Origin of the sequence: Kitasatospora sp. NPDC096147 (genome assembly GCF_044763225.1) — a bacterium.
Lineage (GTDB): Bacteria > Actinomycetota > Actinomycetes > Streptomycetales > Streptomycetaceae > Kitasatospora.
The window spans coordinates 69,220-88,818 of record NZ_JBIWFX010000009.1; the positions used below are offsets into that span (position 1 = coordinate 69,220).

The window sequence follows — 19,599 nt, forward strand, 5'->3', positions numbered from 1 at the left end:
GGCCGGACGTACGAGAGGGGGTGGCCGACTCCGCGGCCACCCGTGCTGCCTGGTGGTGTGCCGGCGGTCCGGGCCGCCCGCCGCCGGAGGCTCCGGCGGCGGGCGGCCCCGGTCGGCTAGAAGCCGTACGCCGCGAGGGTCGACTGGATGGTGCTGTTGCTGTCCCACTTGGTGTTGAACAGGTCGTCCCAGGCGGCCGCCGCACCGGCGTTGCCACCGGTCAGAGCCACGCCGTACTGCTCGATCTCCCCGTAGCCGGAGTAGTCGCCGGAGTCCACCTCGGTCCAGGTGTTGGGGTCGTTGCCGGTGGTGCCGTTCAGCGAGCTGGAGGTCCAACTCACGTGCATGATGTTCGACTTGGCGACCAGCCCGAGCTGGGTGTTGCCACCCGCGTTCGCCGTCACCGCGCCCCGGACCTGGCTGATCCCGGACTCCAGGCGCACCTTGCAGGCCGCGCCCGCACTGTCGCAGGCGCTACCGGTGAAGACGTTCTGGCCGACGCCGCTGGCGACCCAGGTGAAACCGTTCTGGATCAGCGCCTGCTTGGCCGCCGCACCGAACGGCGCGGAGGCCGGGTCGGCGACCGCGATCCGGCGACCGCTCGTGGCGAGCCAGCTCACCACCCCCGACATCGTGGTGGGCGCGCCGCCGCTGATCGGGGACGCGTCGCACCGGGGCGACTGTGCCTTGCCGTTGCCACTGCCGTTGGCGTCCGCGCCGAAGGCCAGCGGCGGGCTCCCGGCGTTCGACGGGTCGTCACCCTTGGTCGAGCCGGCCCAGCTGCCGCTGCAGCTGTAGATCGCCAGGTGGCCGATGGCCACCGCGTGCCGGCTGGAGCTGGTGCCGTTGCACTCGACCGTCCCGCTCGCGGTGCAGGTCCCGCCGTCGACGGTCGGGATGACCGCGTCCACGTTGGCCGCGTCGGCCGAGAGGAACGCGTCGAGGTGCAGCGGCCCGTCCACGCAGTTGTTCGAGGACGACGGGTTGCAGGTGGTGTACGGGCCCGCGCTCTTCAGCTGCTGGCGCAGGCTGCCCGAGGTGATGCCGCGCATCGTCGTGGTGTCGATGGCCGGCTTGTTCCAGTAACCGCCCACCTGGGAGGCGGTGTTCGCGGTGAACGCGGTGAAGGACCCGAGCGTGGCGATCGTCCCCTTCAGGTCGCGCACCGCCGGGTACATGTTGTTCGCGATACCGACCTGGGCGTTCGTGGTGGCGAACGCGGCCGGCGAGGCGACGGCCACCAGCACCGTCGCCAGGGCACCCGCCGCGAAGGCGCGGCGAAGCCGGCGGATCGCGGTGCGGGCGGTCTCCGGGGCGCGCCGAGCACGCCTCGACCTCAATTGCATCTGCTACTCCTCGTGGTTCCGGATGGCGGCGGTCGCCGCACGGGGCGCCCTGTTGGTGGGAACGCACGAACCCCGAACTGCCTTGGCATCTGCGAGGGTTCTCGGCACGACGGCACCGCACATGCCTAGATGGTGGCCACTCCTCCGCCGAGTAGTCAATCATTGACAACCAAGCCGGGCCTGGATCTAATGCAGCCATCCAGCCCGCGGCGCGGCCGGCGCCCGAGGGCAGCCGGCCGGCTGCCACGCGCACCGAAGGGGCCGGGCGGCACGATGAACAGAGGCGTGAGATGGCACTGTTGAGCAGACTGGCGCGTTCCCGTGCGGGCCGCTGGGGCGCGCTGGTCCTCGGGCTGGCCACGGCGGCCCTGGTGGTCGTGGCGCTGGCCCGGGACGGATCGGACGCGGCGGCCCGGGCCCGGCAGGCCGACCCCGCCTGGTGCACCCCGGGCACCCAGCGCAGCGCGCTCTGCCCGAACGCCGCGGACTTCGACCCGCAGCAGTACGCCACCCACGGCGACGCCTTCGAGTGCGTCGGCTTCGCCAACCAGGCAGACGCGCAGGCGGTGCTGCGGGCCGACCCGAGCGACCCGAACCGGCTCGACGACGGAGGCGGCGTCGCCTGCCGGGGGCTCCCCGCACCACGGGACACCACCCCCGTCACCCGCACCGGCCGGACGGCCCCCTGCGAGCCCGGCGAGTCCCGCAGCGCACGCTGCCCGGAACGCGAACGGCCCTTCGAGGCACGCTACTTCCTCCGCCACGGCACCGACGCCTACGACTGCCGCGACCTCGCCAGCCAGGCCGACGCGCAGGCGGTGCTGCGCTTCGCACCGGGCGACCCGAACCGCCTCGACCCGGACCGGAGCGGCATCGCCTGCCCCGAGCTGCCGGCGCCGAAGGACCCCAACCCCGTCCGCCGGAGCGCTCCGTGACACGCCGTCATCCCCTGTCGGCGTCCGCTCCGGAACCCCGCCGAACCGAACCCAGGAAAGCCCCCACTGCCATGACTGCGCACCATCCCCCCTCCGCACCCCAGACCGGACGCCAGGACGGCTTCACCCTCGTCGAGCTGCTGGTGGCCATCGTGATCCTCGGCGTGCTGGCCGCCGTCGTGGTGGTCTCCGTCCGGGGCATCGGCGACACGGGCCGCACCAGCGCCATCCGCGCGGACGCGGCCACCCTGCGCACGGCGGAGGAGTCCTACTGCGCGAAGCACGGACGCTACGGGACGGTCGACGACCTCAAGACCGCCGGCCTGCTGACCGGCGAGCCGGTCTACCACATGGTCACCGTCGGCGAGGAGGGCAGGTGCGGGCGGGGCGAGAAGTCCTCGTTCGCGCTGTACGACACCTCCACCGTGACGGAGTCCACCGCCGACGCGATCCCGGTGGGCACCACGCCGAGTGAGGTCGCGGTGGACGAGAAGTCCGGCCGCGCCTACGCGGTGGCCACCGGCAGCAGCACCGTGACCGTGATCGACGGCAGCACCGACGCCCCGATCGGCTCCCCGATCTCCCTGGCCGGCGTCGTCTCCGGGCCGACCCGGATCGCGGCCGACCCCGGCACCGGCCGGGTCTACGTCGGCGGCATCGGCGGCGTCGCCGTCATCGACCCGGCCGACGGGTACCGGGTGTCCCGGATCGGCGGCTACACCGCCACCGTCGTCGCGCTGGCGGTCTCCCCCGAGAACGGCGACCTCTACATCGCCGGCGGCAGCCTCGGCGACTCGGCGGTGGCCCACGTCCCGGCCGGCGGCAGCACGGCGACGCCGATCCCGCTGCCCGCCGCAGGCATCGCCGGCGCGTCGCTCGGCCTGGACTTCACCTTCGACCCAGCCCACCACGCCGTGTACCTCGCCAAGGCGAACCTCGGCATCGGCAGCACCGACGCGGCCTCCCTCGGCCTGTTCGCCATCGACGCGCGGACGCACGCCGCCACCCTGATGACCCGGTACCCCACCACCTCGACCTGCGGCAAGAACGCCGGGGACGTCCTCCTCGCCAACAGCCTGCGCGGCAGCATCGCCGTCGATCCGGCCCGTAACCTGGTCTACCTGCTCGCCAAGCGGTGCGTGCCGAACACGGCGAACCCGACCGGCCCGTGGAAGCCGGTCGCCACCACGATCGTGGTGAATCCCGCCGACCGGTCCTCGACCGCGATCAACGACCTCGGCGGCACGGTCGCACCGCTCTCCGTGGTCCACAACCCGGCGGCCGGGGCGGTCTACGTCCACCTGGAGGGCGGCTCCAACTGCGGTGCCAGCGGGGGCCGGATCGACCGGATCACCGGAACGACGGTCACCGGGCAGGCGATGATCTGCGGAGTGCTCACCCCGGGGAACCAGTCCCGCCGGTTCGCCCTGCTGCGGAACTTCAACCGGCTCTTCGTCACCCAGCAGAACAGCGAGGGCTCACCGGGCGGGATCGGGGTCACCGACGGCGGGACACTGCTGACGCGGGCCCCGCTGGGCGCGCCCGGCACGTTCACCGCCCTGGCCGTCAACAACACCACAGGGAAGGTGTACGCCGTCGATGCGACGCGCGGCACGGTCTCGGTCTACCGGACGGGCCCGGCCTGACATGACGCACCGTCAACCACCCACGGCCCGACGGGCGTCCCGCCGCTGCCTCCTCGCGCTCTCCGCCGCGGCCTCGGCGCTCGCCCTGGCCGCGTGCAGCTCCGCACCCCGGCCGCCGGCCCGCAGCTTCGACGTCACCCCCTACGTGCACCGGGGGCACGTGGCCGACTGCGACGCCTTCCGGGCCCAGGCGGACGCCCAGGCCGTCCTGCGGGCCGACGCCCTCGACCCGAACGGCCTGGACCGGGACGGCGACGGCCTCGCCTGCCCGGCCCTCCCCGGGCCCGCCGACCACCGACCGGTCCCCCGCGACTACCTCACCGACCTGGACGGCGCACCGGTGCTCGCACCGCTCGCGCCGCCGTGACGCCCGGCAGCCGTCACGGTGCGGGCGTCAACGGCAGCGGCTCGCCGAGCGGGTCCGCCGGGTTCATCCGGAAGGTCGGTTCGGTGAAGACGCCTCCCTGCATCAGGTAGTCGTACTGGTGGGCGCCGTTCCCGGACGCCACCGTGAACGGCTTCCCGTCGGTGGCGGTGACCCGCGTGGTGCCGAGCGCGGAGCCGTCGGACCAGTGGACAACGAACGCGAAGGAGTGGAGTCCGCCGGTGGTCAGCGGGATGAGCGTGAGGACCTCCGGATCGCTCTGCGTGACCTGGACCGGGAAGCCGCGCACCCGCTTGCGGCCGTCGGCGTCCTCGCCCTCCTTGAAGACGAGGGCGGGCCGCTCCCGGTCCAGGTCGACCAGGAACGAGCTGAGGTTGCTGTTGCCGCACGCACCCACCGGAGCGATCCGCAGTGCCTCGGGCGGCACCGGCTTCTGCTCCGTCACCTCGGGGGTGACGGAGGAGATGGTGACGGCGGCGGAGCCGGTGCCGCGGAGGGTCAGGGTGATGACGGAGTAGTCGGCGGGCACGGCGTCGTGCTGCCGGTCGAAGGCCGCGCGCGCCCGCTGCTGCTCCTCCCGCTCCGCGCTGGTCGTGAGCTGCCGCGCGTCCAACTGCGCGGCGACCTCCGACCGGTCCGGAGCGCGCAGGTAGACCTTGCCCCGGCCGCCGGCGCAGGCGTCCCACGGGTCCACCTGCTCCACCGTGAAGGTGAAGGGGGCCGATGCCGACGACGGGCCGCCGGTCGGAGCCTCCACCCTGCTGTTCTCGTTGCCGCAGGTGGCCGATCCCGTGCAGTGGTTGCTGGTGCAGGCCGCGAGCGGCAGCGCGAGGCAGAGCGCCAGACCGGCCGCGCCCACGGCACGGACGGGGCTCATCCGCCCGCCCCGCCGGACGGGGTCGCCGGGTCCCCGTTGGTGGTGACGGTGTTGTTCCGCCCGCACGCCGCCGTGCCGCTGCAGGTGTTGCTGTCGCCGCCGATGAAGCCGGTGGCGAACAGGCCGATCAGGGCGGTGGCGATGGCCGCCGCCGTGGCCAGGGCCGCCAGGATCACTTTGGTCCGTTGCGCCGAGGTCAGAGCCATGGGTCCCCTCCGAACAGCAGATGCCCCCGATCAGACCACCATGGAAGGACCATGCCCGCCTCCCGTCAAGGGCGGTCGCCCGGTGCGGCACCGGGTGGTTGACGAACGGTCAGCCGATCCCGGCGAAGCCCTGCCCGGCCCGCCCGCAGGTGACGCTCCGTGAGCTGCCTGCGGGCCCGCGCCACCCCTGGGACACGGCGGATCGCCGACCAGCCCCCGGGGCGCAGCAGGGCAGCGACGACGAAGACCGGCGCGAGGACGCGGAGCGGACGGCAGGAGGACCGAGGACATCGACGCACTCCACCCCCTGACACGGTGCACGAGCGGTCGGGGCGGCCACGGCGCTCTCCGTCCGCTCGCTCGGGTCCACCGGCTCGTTCCGGCTGCTCACGCGGCTACCCGGCGGGGTGCGGACCCATGCGCCTGTGCCTGTGCCGGAACCGACGGCCACCGGTGGGGTGCGGCGCCGGGTGTGTCGGACGAGGTGCGGGGAAGATGGTCGTGGAGCAATTCCGGGAGGCAGATGTGGCGCGGGATCGGATCGAGTTGGCGGACGTGCTGGCGGCGGGCGAGGAGGCCGCACCGGTGCGCTCCCTGGACGTGGTGGCGCGGAACCTGCGCGAGCGGTTCGAGGCGAGGTCGGTCTCGTTCCTGTTCGTCGACGGAGTCGGCCAGCGCCTGCTGCGCGTCGACGACGACGCCGCGTCAGGTCCGCACCGCTACGCCGAGCACATCCCCCTCGACGCGGGCACCGTCTACGACACCGTCCTGCGCACCCAGACGCTCGTCGCCGCCGCCGAGGACGACGGGGAGCAGCGGGTGCTCGCGCCGGTCACCAACCGGGGTGACACCATCGGCGTCCTCGAACTCTTCCTCGGCCACGTCACCGACGAGGTCCTGCAGCAGATCCGGGAGGCCGCCCACGCGCTGGCCTACCTCCTCATCGCGGACCGGCGCTTCACCGACCTCTACCACTGGGGCAACCGCACCACCACCGTGAGCCTGGCCGCCGAGATCCAGAGTCAGCTCCTGCCTTCGGCCCCCTGCTGCGAGGCGCCCGAGTTCACCCTCGCCTGCGCGCTGGTCCCGGCCTCCGACATCGCCGGCGACACCTACGACTACTCCCTCGACCACCACACGCTCCACCTGTCCCTGACCGACGCCATGGGGCACGACACCAGCGCCTCCCTGATGGCCACCCTCCTCGTGAACGCCTCCCGGGGCGCCCGCCGCGCCGGAGAGGGCCTGGCGGAGCAGGCCCTCCAGGTCCACCAGGCCCTCCTCGACCACGGCCGCCAGACCCTGGCCACCGGCCAGCTCCTGCGCATCGCCCTCGACGGCTCCGGCGCGCACCTCGTCAACGCCGGCCACCCCTGGCCCCTGCTGCTGCGCGCGGGTGCCGTCCGGGAGGTCGACGTGCTCATCGACCTCCCGTTCGGCGTCGAGGCCGAACGCCCCGACCGCTACCGGGTCCAGGCCCTCGACCTGCGTCCGGGTGACCGGCTGCTGCTGCACACCGACGGCATGCAGGAGCGCGACGCCGGCAAGGTCGACCTGCCGGCGCTCCTGCTCGCCACCGCCGACCTGCATCCCCGCGAGGTGGTCCGCGCCCTGGTCTCGGCCGTGACCGAAGCCTGCGCAGGTGCGGTGAAGGACGACGCCACCGTCATGTGCCTGGACTGGCACGGTCCCACCCCGTAGTTGGCCTCCCGCGCCGGCCGCTCGGCGCGGTCCCACCCGGTCACGGCGTGAGCAGCCCCCGTTCGTAGGCCCTGGCCAGCCGGCGCGGGACGAGGTGCTCGCGGCCGTCGACGGTGACCGGGACGAGCTGCGGCACCGTGGCCTTCCAACGGGCGCGGCGGTGGCGGGTGTTGCTGCGGGAGGTCTTGCGCTTGGGGACGGCCATGTCGGCGCTCCTTCGGGTGGTGACGGATGGTCAGCGGGTAGTGGTGCAGGACGGCGACGCTCGGGCCTGGTCCCCCACCACCGCCGCCGGTGCGGTGCGGTGGGTCAGGTCAGGCGACGGGTTCGAGCAGGTCCGCGAAGGCGTCCGGGAGCGCCCTCCAACCGGCCTCGCCCGCCAGCAGTTCGGCATCGGTGAGCAGACAGGAGTCCAGCAGTTCGGTGATCCCGTCGATGTCCAGCCCCTCGGCCACGAAGGCGAGTTGCTGGATCCGGTCGCCGTGCCGGGGGTGCCAGTCGAGGGCGGCGGCGGCCCGCCGCCCGGGTGGGTGGCGGTCCCAGGCGGCGTCCGACAGCGCTGCCAGCCAGGGGCCGCACTCCTCGACCACGAGGTTGGCCCCGGCCGCGTCCCAGCCCAGCATCAGCTCGGGGCGGTTGGCCAGCCAGAACCGGCCCCGGCTGCGCTGGGCCGCCGGGACCAGCAGCTCCAGCGCCGCGTGCAGCCGTCCGGGGTGCAGGGGCCGGCGCCGCTCCCACACCAGGGTGGCCACGCCGGACTCGTCGGCCTGCTGGGGCAGCAGGGCGAGCGCCGGATCGACCCGGTCGCGGGCGGCCGGGGCGTCGAAGCCGCCGAGCGCGGCCCGGAGCAGCTCGCCGGTGCCGAGCAGCACCCGCCGCGCGGTGGGGTGGAGCTGGCGCAGCATCGCCAGCCCGGCCGGTCCGCCGCGTGCGAGGGCGACGGTGGTGGCGTACTCGATCTGGTGGGCGAGCGCCTCGGCGCGGGTGCGGGTGTCGTCGGCGCAGGTGTGCTCGCCGTGCTCGGACAGCTCGTCGGGGACCGAGAGTTCGCCGATCAGCCGGTCGGGGTCGACGGCCGTGACCACCCCGGCGAGCTCGATCAGCCGGCCGACCGGGCGGCCGGCCACCTCGCCCCCGGCGAGCACCTCGGCCACCGGGCGCGGATCGCTGCCGCCCCAGAGCTCGACCACCGCGAGGCCGTGCTCACCGCCCTCGGCCAGCTCGGCGAGCAGCGGCAGCAGGTCCTCCCGCACGGTGCAGCAGGGGCAGCCGCCGACCAGCGGCAGCTCTCCGGTGTCGAGCACCCCGGCGGCGTCCCGCAGCTCCCGGCGGACGGTGCCCCGGTCGGCGTCCCGCAGGTCGTGGTGGAGCACCACGGCGTTGCCCCCGGTGTCCAGCAACTCCTGGACGGCGCGGCGCCGTTCGGCCCGGTGCAGGCCGGCGACCAGGACGACGGGGAGCCGGAGGTGGGCGGGCACCGGGCTCACCGGATCGACCTCCGCAGGCCGGGCGACCGCCCGGCACGGGCCGTCGCGGGCAGGGTGGTCCGACCGGCCATCAGACCTTCTCCCCTCGGGCCCGGATCCGGGCGACGGCGGCCTCGATCCCGATCAGGTCGACGGTCTTCAGACCCTTGGCACTGAGCGTGAGGCGGACGTGGCGCCCCTCGCTCGGCAGCCAGTAGCGCTTGCGCTGGATGTTCGGGTCGAAGCGGCGCGGGGTGCGGCGGTGCGAGTGCGAGATCGCGTTCCCGAATCCCGGCTTGCGGCCGGTGAGTTGGCAGTGGGCGGACATGGTGGGTGCTCCGTTCCGGACGGGGTGGGGTCGATGCGGAGGACTCTACATGAAAATGGATTTCATTTTGCTATGGTGGCCACATCGGCACTTCCCCGAGCCCGTACGACCCCAGGAGCACCCGTGAAGCCCGGCATCCACCCCGAGTACCGTCCCGTCGTCTTCCGCGACAAGGCCGGCGGCCTCGCCTTCCTCACCCGCTCGACCATGACCAGCAGCACGACGGTCGAATGGGAGGACGGCCGCACCTACCCCGTGATCGACGTCGAGGTCTCCTCCGCGAGCCACCCCTTCTACACCGGGAAGAGCCGGGTGCTCGACACCGCCGGCCGGGTCGAGCTGTTCGAGCGCCGGTACGGCGCCACCCGCGGCTGACCTGCGCGAACCGGCAGCCCCTCCGCTCCGCGCGCGGGCAGGAGGGGCTGCCCGTTCGGGCAGTGTCGGCAGCCGTCACCCGATCCCCACCCGTCCGTCGTTGACAGCGAAGTTGGTCTAGTCCATTTTGGTAGGGCAAGGTCGTACGCACGAGTCCGGCGGACCCTCGCGACCCGGAGCCGGGGCCACTCGGCGCACGCGCGGAGCTGCTGCGCGGCGAGGCCCCGGCGGGGCCGCCGTCCCTCCGTCAACTGACGACCTCCGCACCGAATCTGACGATCAGACGGAGAAGCCCGCAGCATGCAACGAGTCTGCCTGGCCCTGCCCACCATGCGCCCCTGCCCCGAGACCATCGTGGACCTCGCCGAGGAGGCGGCCTACGCCGTCGCCACCTTCGGGGCGGAGGTGCACCTGCTCGTGCTGGACACCACCGACGACGCCTCGTTCGCCAAGAACGCGGACGCGGTGGCCACCCTGCCCGCCACCCCCGGCGTGCACGTCCACCACCTCGGGAACGCGCAGCAGCGGGAGTTCTTCCTCCGGATCGCCGAGCGCTCCGGCTCCGCCCACGACCCGGAGCTGCTGCTGGACCTGATGCTCCCTCAGGGCGTCGCCTACGGCTCCTGCGTGAACCGGCTGTTCCTCGGCGCCGCGGCCCTGGAGTGCACCTCGGTGCACCTGCGCAACGACGACTTCGAGTACCAGACCCAGGACGGGCAGAAGGTCTACCCGATCCACTCCGAGCTGCTCTCGATCGGCAAGCCGGCCGGCCAGGCGGCGGCCGGGGTGACCGTCTCCGAGCTGGACCCGGCCGACACCGAGAAGCCGGTGATGGTGGTCAGCGGCTCGTTCCTCGGCGAACTCAACGTGGACATCGGCGAGATCCGCGAGCTGGACCCGCAGGTCTACCACGACCTGGTGCGCCTGTGGACCCCGCCGGCCTGGTCGGACGAGGACCGGGACGCGATGGTGGACCTGTCCTTCAAGGGCGTCGGCGCCGAGCCGTTCGTGACCGACGAGTCGGTCATCGGCGTGCCGGACATCTGGAAGGTCTACATGTGCAACGTCGCACTGGACCACCGGGCCTACGAGAAGCTGCCGCTGCTCCCCGCCCTGGACACCCTGGGCTGCGACTACGCCCTGCTGCACGCCCTGGTGCACTCCAAGTCGGCCGGCGTGGTGCACAACCGGCACATCGTCAACTACTACACCCCCGAGCGCAAGACCGGCGCCGGCTTCGTCAACTACCAGCTCCGGTACGTGAAGCTGCTGCTCTCGATGCTCTACCTGTACCCGGTGTACGGCGCGATGTGGGACGCGGGCAGCGACCTGCTGGACGAGCGGTACGAGCTGAAGGTCGAGCCGATCCTCGCCATGGTGCGCGACACCTTCGACGCGGACCGGGCCGGCAACGAGCACTGCCTGGACGAGGTGGAGCGCTCGTACCGCAAGCTGGGCGGCAAGTACGCCGAGCTCGCCGACGTGGTCGCCGAGCGGCGCCAGCGGCTGCTGGACGAGGCCCAGAAGGACGCCGAGCTCTGGGCCGTGCTGATCGAGGCCTGGGCCCCGATGGCCGCCGCCGCCCGCACCGAGGGCCTCTACCCCGCCGCGGACGGGGCGAGCCGGTGAGCGAGGGTGACTACCTGGTCCGCCAACTGGCCGACCGGGACTGGGACGTGGTGGTCGAGCTGGAGCACGACGCCTACGCCGCCGACGGCCTGTCCGAGGGCCGCGAGGCGCTGATGTCGCGCGCCGTCGCCTCGCCGACTACCTGCTTCGTACTGGAGCGGGACGGCGCGGTCTGCGGCTACCTGCTCAGCCTGCCGTACCCGCTGCTGCAGTGCCCGGACCTCTCCCGGGTCGAGGAGACCGTCTTCACCTCGGAGAACCTGCACGTGCACGACGTGGTGATCGCCAAGGAGCTGCGCAGCCAGAACCTCGCCGAGGTCCTGATGGTCGAATTCCGCTCCAAGGCCGACGAGTTGGGCTACCAGAGCCTCTCGATGGTCGCGGTGCGCGGTTCGGAGATCCTGGCCCGGCTGCTCGGCTTCCGCTCGAACCGCGAGGTGGCCCTGCCCGCCTCGTACGGACGGCGCGCGGTCTACATGTCGATGCCGCTGCACTGACCCCCGGAGGTCGCCTCCCCGCACGCCGCCGACGACGGCCGCGCCGGGGAGGCGGCCCGCTCCGGAGGGAGCTCGCCTTCGTCGCGAGCACGTCATCAACACCCCTTTCGTACAAGGGTAGTTCGGGAGGGGCATTGACTCCGGCGCCGGGCGCTGGGCAGGATGTCGATCATCTTTCAGCCGTGGTCGAGAGCTCCCTCACTCCAGACGCACGTTGCCGGTATTCCGCAACGCCAAAAACAGGAGGGAGCCCGGTGAGGGACACTCACACGGCCCCGGTCCCATCGGACCACGGCCACCGGACCGTCTGCGTGATCGGTGCGGGCCCCCGCGGCCTCTCGGTGCTGGAGCGGCTCTGCGCCAACGAGCGGACCGCACCCTCCCCGAGCCCGCTGACCATCCACCTGGTCGACCCCCACCCGCCCGGCGCGGGCGCGGTCTGGCGCACCGACCAGTCCAGGCACCTGCTGATGAACACGGTGACCTCCCAGGTCACGGTCTTCACCGACGACAGCGTGCGGATCGACGGTCCGATCGCGCCGGGGCCGAGCCTCTACGAGTGGGCCCGGACGCCGTTCGGGGCCGAGCCGGGGATGCTCGCCGAGGCGGCGGGGGCCGGGCCGGACTCCTACCCCACCCGCGCGTTCTACGGCGCCTACCTCCAGGCCATGTTCCGCGGCGTGGTGGACCACGCCCCGGAGCACGTCACCGTCCGGGTGCACCGGACGAAGGCCGTCGCGCTCTCCGGCCACGAGGCGCAGCAGGTACGGCTGGCCGACGGCAGCACGCTCGACGGGCTGGACGCGGTGGTGCTCGCCCTGGGCCACGTGCCGGCCGAACTCACCCCGCAGGAGCGGCAGCTGACCGAGGACGCGGCGGCGCTCGGACTCGGCTACCTGCCGCCGGGCAACCCGGCCGACGCCGACCTCAGCGGCATCCGGCCCGGCGAGCACGTGCTGCTGCGCGGCCTCGGGCTGAACTTCTTCGACCACCTGGCGCTGCTGACCGAGGGCCGGGGCGGGACCTTCGCCCGCGAAGGCGGTCGGCTGGTCTACCGGGCCTCCGGCAAGGAGCCCGTGCTGTACGCCAGTTCGCGGCGCGGGGTCCCCTACCAGGCACGCGGCGAGAACCAGAAGGGCGCCTACGGCCGGTACTTCCCGAAGCTGCTCACGGCCGAGTACGTCGGCGCGCTCCGGCAGCGGGAGACCCCGCTCGACTTCCGCCGGGACCTCTGGCCGCTGATCGCCCGCGAGGTGGAGAGCGTGTACTACGGCGCGCTGCTGGAGCTCCGGGGCCGCCCGGCCGACCGCGAGCCGTTCGCCGAGCTCTACCTGGCCGCCGAGCAGGCCGACCACCGGGCCGAGCTGCTGCACGCGTACGGCATCGACGAGGCCGACCACTGGCACTGGGACACCCTCGCCCGGCCCTGCGAGGGCCGGGAGTTCGCCGACCGCGCAGGCTTCCGCTCCTGGCTGCTGGGGTACCTGGAGCAGGACCTCCGGGAGGCCCGGGCCGGCAACGTCCGGGGACCGCTGAAGGCGGCCCTCGACGTGCTGCGTGACCTGCGCAACGAGATCCGGCTCGCGGTGGACCACGGCGGGCTGGCCGGCGGGTCGCACCGCGAGGACCTGGAGCGCTGGTACAGCCCGCTGAACGCCTTCCTGTCGATCGGCCCGCCGGCCGCCCGGATCGAGCAGATGATCGCCCTGATCGAGGCGGGGGTGCTCGAACTCACCGGCCCCGGAACGACGGTGGAGGTCGACGCCGCCCGGCGCGCCTTCGTCGCCCGCTCCGGCCGGGTGCCCGGACCGGAGGTGGTGGCCACCGTGCTGATCGAGGCCCGGCTGCCCGAGCCCGACCTGCGCCGCACCACCGACCCGCTGCTGCGGCACCTGCTGGACAGCGGCCAGGCCGTCCCGTACCGGACCCCGGGCGCCGACGGCCACCAGACCGGCGGGCTGCACGTGACGGACCGTCCGTACCGGGTGGTCGACGCGGCGGGGCGCGCACACCCGCACCGGTTCGCGTACGGGGTGCCCACCGAGGGCGTGCACTGGGTCACGGCGGCCGGGACCCGGCCCGGGGTGGACTCGGTGACCCTGGGCGACTCGGACGCGATCGCCCGCGCGATACTGGCCCTCCACCCGGTGGAGCAGCAGGAGACCGACAGGATTGGAGCCAGCGCGTGACATCCGAGACCGTGCCGTCCGAGGCATCGGTGGAGACGGTGGCGGAGGCGGACACCGGTCTGCTCTCGCCGGTCCGGGCCGGCACCCCGGTCGAGGCGGCGGTCGGTGACCGGGCCTGGCTGCAGGCGATGCTGGACGCCGAAGCCGCGCTGGCCCGCACCCAGGCGAAGCTCGGGGTGGTCCCCGCAGCGGCGGCCGAGGCCGTCACCGCCCTGGCCAAGGTCGGGAACTTCGACGTGCGGGCCCTGGCGCTGGCCTCCCGGGAGACCGCCAATCCGGTGGTCGGCCTGGTCCGGGCCCTGACCGAGGTGGTGGCCGCCGAGCACCCCGAGGCGGCGGAGTACGTCCACTCCGGCTCGACCAGCCAGGACATCCTGGACACCGGGGCGATGCTGGTCGCGGCGCGCGCCCTGCGGATCATCCGGGCGGACCTGGCGCAGGTGGCCGGGGCGCTCGCCCGCCTGGCCGAGGAGCACCGCTCCACGCCGATCGCCGGACGGACCCTCGCCCTCCAGGCGGTGCCGACCACCTTCGGCCTGAAGGCGGCCGGCTGGCGGCAGTTGGTGCTGGACGCGGACCACCGGCTGGAGCTGGTCGAGCGCACCGGCCTGCCGGTCTCGCTGGGCGGCGCGGCCGGCACGCTGGCCGGCTACCTGGAGAACGCCCGCGCCGCCGACCCGGCCACCGACGACGACCCGGCCGGCTACCTCGACCGCCTGGTCGACGGCTTCGCCGCCGAGACCGGGCTGGCCCGGCCGGTCCTGCCCTGGCACGCCCTGCGCACCCCGATCGCCGACCTGGCCGCAGCGCTGGCCTTCACGGCCGGGGCGCTCGGGAAGCTGGCCGTGGACGTCCAGGTGCTGACCCGGACCGAGCTCGGCGAGGTGGCTGAGCAGCCGGTCGCCGGGCGCGGCGCCTCCTCGGCCATGCCGCACAAGCAGAATCCGGTGCTCTCCACCCTGGTCCGCAGCGCGGCGCTCCAGGTGCCGGTCATCGCGGCCGGCCTGACGCAGTGTCTGGTCACCGAGGACGAGCGCTCCGGCGGCGTCTGGCACGCCGAGTGGCAGCTGCTGCGCGAGGCGCTCCGGCTGACCGGCGGCGCCGCCCACACGGCGGTCGAGCTGGCCGAGGGCCTCCAGGTGCGGCCCGAGCGGATGGCCGCCAACCTCGCGCTGACCGGCAGTCAGATCGTCTCGGAGCGGATCTCCGCCGTCCTCGCTCCCCGCCTCGGCCGGGCCGCCGCCCGCGCCCTGTCCTCCCGGGCCGCCGCGACGGCTGCGGCCACCGGCCGGGGGCTGGCCGCGGTGCTGGCCGAACTCCCGGAGCTGAAGGACCGGTTCACCCCGGAGGCACTGACCGCACTGTGCCGCCCGGAGGACTACCTCGGGGTCGCGGAGCCCCTGGTGGACCGGGCCCTACGGCCCTGACCCCGCCCTGAGCCCGCCCGGGGCCGTGCGAAGCGCGGCCCCGGCTCCGGCGCTGCCGTCCCGCCTCCGTCGCCCAGCCCGTGTGGCTGGCGCAGCGGCCTGCCCGTCATACCCGCGTGCCTGCCCGGCTGCCCGGCTGCCCGGCTGCCCGGCTGCCCGGCTGCCCGGCTGCCCGGCTGCCCGGCAAGCCAACCGGTAGGCCCGGCACATCCCGCCCGCCTTGGCTTCCTGCCTCGTGCCGCCCGCGCACACCCGGGTGCCCGCAGGCCAGGCGCTGGCCCCCCCAGCCCGTGCGGCCCGGCTTCGCGGTCTGCACCGCCATGGCCGCCGGCCTGCCCGGGTACCCGGTCGGGGCACCGATCGGGCAGGAGTGCCGCCCCGCCCACTCCGCCCTCGCCCACCCGGTCGTCTACCGGCCAGGCGCCCGGTAGGCCCGACGGGCCGTCAGACGCCCACCGAGCCAAGGGTCCCCACCGCCCGGCAAGCCAACCGGTAGGCCCGGCACATCCCGCCCGCCTTGGCTTCCTGCCTCGTACCGCCCGCGCACACCCGGGTGCCCGCAGGCCAGGCTCCCGTCCTGCCCAGCCCGTGCGGCCCGGCTTTCGCGGTCTGCCCCGCCATGCCCGCCGGCCTGCCCGGGCAACCGGTCGGGGCACCGATCGGGCCAGGGTGCCGTCCCGCCCACCCCGCCCTCGCCCACCCGGTTGTCCACGGGCCAGGCACCCCGTGGGCCCGACGGGCCGTCAGACGCCCACCGACCCACGGGTGGCCGCCGCCCGGTTCACCGGATCGGGTGAGATTCACCGCCCTTCCGTCACGCAGCGTGTCCATCTGGGCATCACTTCGTTACCCGGAGAGGCGAGACGGCGGGAGGTGCTGGGGATGGCGCGCTTCGACCTCGGCCGTCCGGCCCTCCCCCGCTACGTCGCCGCGCTGCTGGCCACCCTGGCTCTGCTCCAGGCGATCCTGTCCACCAGCCAGCAGGACCTGACGACGGCTCACCCTGACCACTGCCGCACCGTGCTGACGGCGAGCTCCCCACCCGGCGTGCCCGCCACACCGGACGACGCGGGGCTGCCCCACCCGGACCTGACCGGCGCCGACCGGCCGGGCCCCGGGCAGTGTGCGGTGGACGCGCACAAGAGGGGGCACGCCACCCCCCAGGTGCGCACGGCACTGTCCGCCGTGACCGTCAGTGTCACCGCCGCCCCGGACCGACCGCAGACCTGCCACCGGGCGCCGGACGCCCCACGCCCCACGCTCAACTCCCTGACGGTCCTGCGCTGCTGAGGGCGCCCGCACGCCGCCGGCCCGACCCGGGCGCGGCGTGCCGCCGCACCCCGTCCGCACACCGGCACGTCCGCAGGAGAGCTCCGCCATGCCCGACCACTACTTCGCCATGGGCGCGTTCGTGCGCGCCGAGGCCGCCCGGCAGTCCACCGTCCACCCCGCGCGCCCCGCCCGGTCGGCTCCCGCGGCCCAGCCCGCGCCCGACGCGGGGACCACGCCCGCACCGTCCGTGACCCACCGGACGCCGCCGCCCCCGAACGCCACCGTCACCGTCGCCACTCCGTCGGCACGACCGCTGCGGACGGCCGTCACGGGCGCGCTCCGCGCCCTGCGGACGGTCTTCGGATAGCGCCCCACTCGGCCGCCCGTGCCCGTGCCCGTGCCATGAAGCTCCAAGCACCGCCACGCCGCACGGGCGGCCGACTACCCCGGCACCCAGTCGTGCTGACGGACCGTGAAGGGCCGGTCGAGATCGGCGGCGACCGCCGCGCGGTACGGGCCGGGCACCGGGACGTCGCTCACCCAGAGCGGTCCCGGCCCCAACGCGCCCGGATCGCCGAGCCGCACCGGCGACGGACCGGCCAGCGGGAGGCCGAGGCCCTGGGCGAGCCGGGCGCCGTGCACCTTGACGCAGGCTTCGCGGCGGCACCAGAGCTCGGCGAACCGGTCGGCGCCCTCCTCCGGCGTGCGGGCGTCCAGGACCGACGCGGCGTCCAGCGGCGGGAAGTGACGGCGGGCGATCCGCTCGCCGACGCCCGGCCGGCGGACCTCCTCGACGTCCGCGCCGACCCGGCGTCCCTCGGCGATCGCCAGCACGGCGAGGGCCCCCGAACCGGACCAGTTGACCTGGATCCGGTCGGAGGCCGACGGGAGGAGGGGGGCGGGCTTGCCGTGCGGGCCGTGCTGCCAGACGAGTTCGGCAGCGCCGATGCCCAGCCGCTCGGCGACCAGCAGGCGGACGACGCCGCGCGCCACCGTGAACCGGGCGCCCTGCGCGGGGTCGTGGGCCCGGTCCGCCCGGGTCCGCTCCTCGGGGTCGAGCAGTCCGCGCAGCCGGCCGACCACGGCCGGGGGTTGGTCGATCGGGACCACCCACAGGTCGATCACGTCGCCGGGGGCGGCGGCCCGGGCACCCGGCTTCACGCCAGTGCCAGGGTGCTCAGCCGTCCCAGGCGCCGGTCGTGGTCGGCGACCAACAGCGGGCCGACGTCCTCCGGCCGCCGGGCGAGGCGGTCGGCCAGCAGGGTCCACACACCGGTGAACGGCTGCCCCGGCGCCGCAGCCTCGACGCTCTCCGGGGCTGCCCCGGCGCGAGGGTCCGCCGTCGGCTCAGCCGCCAGCTCAGCCGCCAACTCCGAGGCCAACAACAGATCGGTCCCGGCGCCGAGTTCACGGCGCTCGGCCAGTGCGGCGCGCAGGGCCGCCGGGCCCGTCGTCCCCGACTCCTGCCGGACCCGCAGCCCCGGTGCCGGGCGCTCCTCGCAGACCAGCACCACGGCGCGGTGCTCCTTGGGCAGGTCGACCGGCCCGGCGGGCTGGTAGGGCAGCGCGCTCTGCTCCGCGAGCACGATCACCGCGCGTCGGCAGCCGCCGGTGCGGTGGTGGGCGGAGGCCAGCCGCAGTGCGGTGAAGGCGGCCGAGCTCCCCTGGTCGCAGACCGAGAAGGCGGTCGGCTGCCCGGGGCAGTGCCGACTGAGGTAGAGGGCGGTGGGGGCACCGGGCCGGACGTCGTGGGCGGAGTGGGCGAGGATCAGCAGGTCGGCCGGCTCGTCCTCGGCCAGCACCTGGCCGAGCAGGTCGGCCGCCATCCGCCCGTAGTCCTGCCCGGCCCCCTCGCTCAGCACGTCCTCGCGCAGCGGCAGTCCGTACGGGCGGACCAGGTCGCCGACGTAGGCGCGCAGTTCGGGGTGGAGCGCGGTCTCGGCGTGGCCGTCGAACCGCGCGGCGAGCGCCCGGGTGACGCTCAGGCCCCGGGCCCCGGCGGCAGCGGGCACCGGGTCAGTCCTGCTCGACGAGGTGCCCGGCGACGTAGTCCGCGAGCCGGTCGATCGAGCGCAGGTCGTCCAGCGAGACCTTCTCGACGTTCACCTGGATGTCGAGCAACTCCTCGATCTCCAGGACCAGTTCGATGGTGCTCGCGGAGGTGAGGCTGAGGTCGGTGAAGAAGCAGACGTTCTCCAGGTCCTCGGGGACCTCGCGGCCCAGCACCCGGGGCAGCGCGTCCTTGATGCCGAGCACGATGCGCTCGCGCAGCTCGGGGTCGACCACTGCGGTGGCGGGCGGGATGACAGAGTCCGACATGGGTGAAGAACCGTTCCGTCGTGAGTGAGATGGCCCCGGGGCGCTTCGGCAGCCCGGCGGCAGCGTGTCAGTGCCGGATGACCATGGCCGAGAAGGTCGCGCCGACGCCGGCGGCGGCGATCAGGTAGTGATCGCCCGGCCGGAGCGTTCCGCCCGTGGTGGCGGTGCGGAGATTGACGAAGGCGTCTGCAGCGAAACTGTGCCCCACGGCAGGCACGTTGTCCAGCACGACCTGTTCGACAGGATAGTCCAACTCGCGGCAAATCATGCGCCAGGAAGCCTGGTTGACGTTGTGGGGAAGCAGCAGAGAAATCTCGGAGAGGTTTAGACCAGCCTGGTCGAGCGCGGCCTGGACGGCCTCGATCATGGTCGGCTGGTACTCCCGCAGGTAGCGGTTGAGCAGATCCGGGTCCTCGGCCAGCCGGCCGTCGAACTCGGGCCGCTGGCGGACCGCGTACGAGAGCACCCGGTCGCGCTCGCCGTCGGCGCTGACCAGGCAGGCCGCCGAGGCCTCGGCGAAGACCGAGGTGTCCGGGACGATCTGGGCGTCCCGGGTGAAGGTCTTCTCGCCCGCCAGCACCAGGGCCAGCGCCTCGGGGTCACCGTCGTCGGCCAGCAGCCGGCCGGCCAGGTCGACGGCCAGCAGCGAGGTGGCACACGCCTGTTGGCTGACGGTGAAGGCGTTGGCGTGGCCGAGGCCGAAGCGCCCGGCCAGCTCGTGCAGCGGGTTGAGCGGGTACGGCACCGCGACCGGCATGCTGCGCGCGTGCAGCAGGTACCGGACCCGGTGTTCGTTGCCGCGCAGTTCGGGCAGCGCCCGGACGGCGGCGTCCAGCAGGTCGAGCAGCGTCCCGTCCGGGTCCAGGCGTACCTGGTCCAGGCCGTGGAAGCGGCGGAAGAGTCGAAGTTGACGTGGGGTCAGGCCTATCCGCGCGCCGACGTCCTCGATCGATTCGAGACGTGGGGGGAGGTGGACGGCCACTGCCTCCAGAGCGGTCACC

General features: G+C 74.1%; 21 protein-coding genes. 11 read left to right on the plus strand and 10 right to left on the minus strand.

The genetic code is table 11. The features are described from left to right. Window positions 1-116: 116 nt before the first annotated feature. Entirely contained in the window at window positions 117-1,346 is a 1,230-nt protein-coding gene (locus ACIRBX_RS26065; protein WP_402299986.1) for a molybdate ABC transporter substrate-binding protein, read from the minus strand. 299 nt (window positions 1,347-1,645) lie between these two features. Here ACIRBX_RS26065 and ACIRBX_RS26070 point away from each other — a divergent pair, with 299 nt between their 5' ends. The 3 genes from ACIRBX_RS26070 to ACIRBX_RS26080 all read left to right on the plus strand — a co-directional run bounded on the left by ACIRBX_RS26070 (window position 1,646) and on the right by ACIRBX_RS26080 (window position 4,294). After that, a complete protein-coding gene (locus tag ACIRBX_RS26070) occupies window positions 1,646-2,281 on the plus strand; it encodes a hypothetical protein (RefSeq protein WP_402299987.1) in 636 nt (211 codons plus the stop codon). A gap of 71 nt (window positions 2,282-2,352) precedes the next feature. Further along, a complete protein-coding gene (locus ACIRBX_RS26075) occupies window positions 2,353-3,927 on the plus strand; it encodes a prepilin-type N-terminal cleavage/methylation domain-containing protein (RefSeq protein ID WP_402299990.1) in 1,575 nt (524 codons plus the stop codon). 1 nt (window position 3,928) lies between these two features. Then, window positions 3,929-4,294, plus strand: a complete 366-nt coding sequence (locus ACIRBX_RS26080) for an excalibur calcium-binding domain-containing protein (RefSeq protein WP_402299991.1) — start codon at window positions 3,929-3,931, stop codon at window positions 4,292-4,294. Window positions 4,295-4,307: 13 nt separating this feature from the next. Here ACIRBX_RS26080 and ACIRBX_RS26085 read toward each other — a convergent pair whose 3' ends face one another. Together ACIRBX_RS26085 and ACIRBX_RS26090 are read right to left on the minus strand one after the other, a co-directional pair. Beyond that, entirely contained in the window at window positions 4,308-5,189 is an 882-nt protein-coding gene (locus tag ACIRBX_RS26085) for a hypothetical protein (protein WP_402299993.1), read from the minus strand. Beyond that, entirely contained in the window at window positions 5,186-5,395 is a 210-nt protein-coding gene (locus ACIRBX_RS26090) for a hypothetical protein (protein ID WP_402299994.1), read from the minus strand. Before ACIRBX_RS26090 ends, ACIRBX_RS26085 begins: the two co-directional genes overlap by 4 nt. 525 nt (window positions 5,396-5,920) lie before the next feature. On the opposite strand from ACIRBX_RS26090, the gene ACIRBX_RS26095 reads away from it, so the two are divergent. Then, on the plus strand, window positions 5,921-7,096 hold the full coding sequence (locus ACIRBX_RS26095) for a PP2C family protein-serine/threonine phosphatase (protein ID WP_402300356.1): 1,176 nt from the start codon (window positions 5,921-5,923) through the stop codon (window positions 7,094-7,096). 40 nt (window positions 7,097-7,136) lie between these two features. On the opposite strand, the gene rpmF is transcribed toward ACIRBX_RS26095, so the two are convergent. The 3 genes from rpmF to rpmB form a co-directional block, all read right to left on the minus strand. Then, window positions 7,137-7,301, minus strand: coding sequence for a 50S ribosomal protein L32 (gene rpmF, locus ACIRBX_RS26100; RefSeq protein ID WP_402299996.1), 165 nt, complete (start codon window positions 7,299-7,301; stop codon window positions 7,137-7,139). A 109-nt stretch (window positions 7,302-7,410) separates the two neighbouring features. Further along, window positions 7,411-8,574: a CobW family GTP-binding protein gene (locus ACIRBX_RS26105; RefSeq protein WP_402300358.1), complete on the minus strand. Its 1,164-nt coding sequence runs from the start codon at window positions 8,572-8,574 to the stop codon at window positions 7,411-7,413. A 79-nt stretch (window positions 8,575-8,653) separates the two neighbouring features. Then, window positions 8,654-8,890, minus strand: a complete 237-nt coding sequence (rpmB, locus tag ACIRBX_RS26110; protein WP_402299998.1) for a 50S ribosomal protein L28 — start codon at window positions 8,888-8,890, stop codon at window positions 8,654-8,656. A gap of 123 nt (window positions 8,891-9,013) precedes the next feature. Between rpmB and ACIRBX_RS26115 the strand changes: the two genes are divergently transcribed. From ACIRBX_RS26115 to ACIRBX_RS26145, 7 genes are all read left to right on the plus strand, one after another. After that, on the plus strand, window positions 9,014-9,265 hold the full coding sequence (locus tag ACIRBX_RS26115; protein ID WP_402299999.1) for a type B 50S ribosomal protein L31: 252 nt from the start codon (window positions 9,014-9,016) through the stop codon (window positions 9,263-9,265). Between the two features lie 300 nt (window positions 9,266-9,565). Continuing rightward, the gene (locus ACIRBX_RS26120; protein WP_402300001.1) at window positions 9,566-10,894 is read left to right on the plus strand and encodes a DUF6271 family protein; all 1,329 of its coding nucleotides are present in this window, start codon (window positions 9,566-9,568) and stop codon (window positions 10,892-10,894) included. Continuing rightward, window positions 10,891-11,391 carry a GNAT family N-acetyltransferase gene (locus ACIRBX_RS26125; RefSeq protein ID WP_402300003.1) on the plus strand — a complete coding sequence of 167 codons (501 nt, stop codon included), beginning with the start codon at window positions 10,891-10,893 and terminating at the stop codon, window positions 11,389-11,391. The genes ACIRBX_RS26120 and ACIRBX_RS26125 overlap by 4 nt, the downstream gene beginning before the upstream one ends. 254 nt (window positions 11,392-11,645) lie before the next feature. Beyond that, entirely contained in the window at window positions 11,646-13,580 is a 1,935-nt protein-coding gene (locus ACIRBX_RS26130) for an FAD/NAD(P)-binding protein (protein ID WP_402300004.1), read from the plus strand. Then, window positions 13,577-15,007: a 3-carboxy-cis,cis-muconate cycloisomerase gene (gene pcaB, locus ACIRBX_RS26135; protein ID WP_402300005.1), complete on the plus strand. Its 1,431-nt coding sequence runs from the start codon at window positions 13,577-13,579 to the stop codon at window positions 15,005-15,007. Before ACIRBX_RS26130 ends, pcaB begins: the two co-directional genes overlap by 4 nt. Window positions 15,008-15,889: 882 nt before the next feature. Continuing rightward, complete coding sequence (locus ACIRBX_RS26140; protein WP_402300006.1) at window positions 15,890-16,297, plus strand: hypothetical protein; 408 nt, start codon at window positions 15,890-15,892, stop codon at window positions 16,295-16,297. Between the two features lie 88 nt (window positions 16,298-16,385). Next, window positions 16,386-16,646 carry a hypothetical protein gene (locus tag ACIRBX_RS26145; RefSeq protein ID WP_402300008.1) on the plus strand — a complete coding sequence of 87 codons (261 nt, stop codon included), beginning with the start codon at window positions 16,386-16,388 and terminating at the stop codon, window positions 16,644-16,646. Between the two features lie 74 nt (window positions 16,647-16,720). On the opposite strand, the gene ACIRBX_RS26150 is transcribed toward ACIRBX_RS26145, so the two are convergent. The 4 genes from ACIRBX_RS26150 to ACIRBX_RS26165 form a co-directional block, all read right to left on the minus strand. Continuing rightward, window positions 16,721-17,440: a 4'-phosphopantetheinyl transferase family protein gene (locus ACIRBX_RS26150; protein WP_402300010.1), complete on the minus strand. Its 720-nt coding sequence runs from the start codon at window positions 17,438-17,440 to the stop codon at window positions 16,721-16,723. Then, complete coding sequence (locus tag ACIRBX_RS26155; RefSeq protein WP_402300012.1) at window positions 17,437-18,291, minus strand: hypothetical protein; 855 nt, start codon at window positions 18,289-18,291, stop codon at window positions 17,437-17,439. The genes ACIRBX_RS26150 and ACIRBX_RS26155 overlap by 4 nt, the downstream gene beginning before the upstream one ends. A 4-nt stretch (window positions 18,292-18,295) precedes the next feature. Continuing rightward, the gene (locus ACIRBX_RS26160; RefSeq protein ID WP_402300013.1) at window positions 18,296-18,598 is read right to left on the minus strand and encodes a phosphopantetheine-binding protein; all 303 of its coding nucleotides are present in this window, start codon (window positions 18,596-18,598) and stop codon (window positions 18,296-18,298) included. Between the two features lie 67 nt (window positions 18,599-18,665). Beyond that, window positions 18,666-19,598, minus strand: coding sequence for a 3-oxoacyl-[acyl-carrier-protein] synthase III C-terminal domain-containing protein (locus tag ACIRBX_RS26165; protein WP_402300015.1), 933 nt, complete (start codon window positions 19,596-19,598; stop codon window positions 18,666-18,668). Window position 19,599 lies beyond the last annotated feature (1 nt).

What these genes read in the sequence shown, in the direction of transcription:
- ACIRBX_RS26080 (WP_402299991.1), top strand. Translation starts at nt 3,929, where the DNA reads ATGACGCACCGTCAACCACCCACGGCCCGACGGGCGTCCCGCCGCTGC.
- ACIRBX_RS26090 (WP_402299994.1), bottom strand. Translation starts at nt 5,395, where the DNA reads ATGGCTCTGACCTCGGCGCAACGGACCAAAGTGATCCTGGCGGCCCTG.
- ACIRBX_RS26145 (WP_402300008.1), top strand. Translation starts at nt 16,386, where the DNA reads ATGCCCGACCACTACTTCGCCATGGGCGCGTTCGTGCGCGCCGAGGCC.
- ACIRBX_RS26140 (WP_402300006.1), top strand. Translation starts at nt 15,890, where the DNA reads ATGGCGCGCTTCGACCTCGGCCGTCCGGCCCTCCCCCGCTACGTCGCC.
- ACIRBX_RS26075 (WP_402299990.1), top strand. Translation starts at nt 2,353, where the DNA reads ATGACTGCGCACCATCCCCCCTCCGCACCCCAGACCGGACGCCAGGAC.
- ACIRBX_RS26085 (WP_402299993.1), bottom strand. Translation starts at nt 5,189, where the DNA reads ATGAGCCCCGTCCGTGCCGTGGGCGCGGCCGGTCTGGCGCTCTGCCTC.
- ACIRBX_RS26120 (WP_402300001.1), top strand. Translation starts at nt 9,566, where the DNA reads ATGCAACGAGTCTGCCTGGCCCTGCCCACCATGCGCCCCTGCCCCGAG.
- ACIRBX_RS26160 (WP_402300013.1), bottom strand. Translation starts at nt 18,598, where the DNA reads ATGTCGGACTCTGTCATCCCGCCCGCCACCGCAGTGGTCGACCCCGAG.
- rpmF (WP_402299996.1), bottom strand. Translation starts at nt 7,301, where the DNA reads ATGGCCGTCCCCAAGCGCAAGACCTCCCGCAGCAACACCCGCCACCGC.
- rpmB (WP_402299998.1), bottom strand. Translation starts at nt 8,890, where the DNA reads ATGTCCGCCCACTGCCAACTCACCGGCCGCAAGCCGGGATTCGGGAAC.
- ACIRBX_RS26065 (WP_402299986.1), bottom strand. Translation starts at nt 1,346, where the DNA reads ATGCAATTGAGGTCGAGGCGTGCTCGGCGCGCCCCGGAGACCGCCCGC.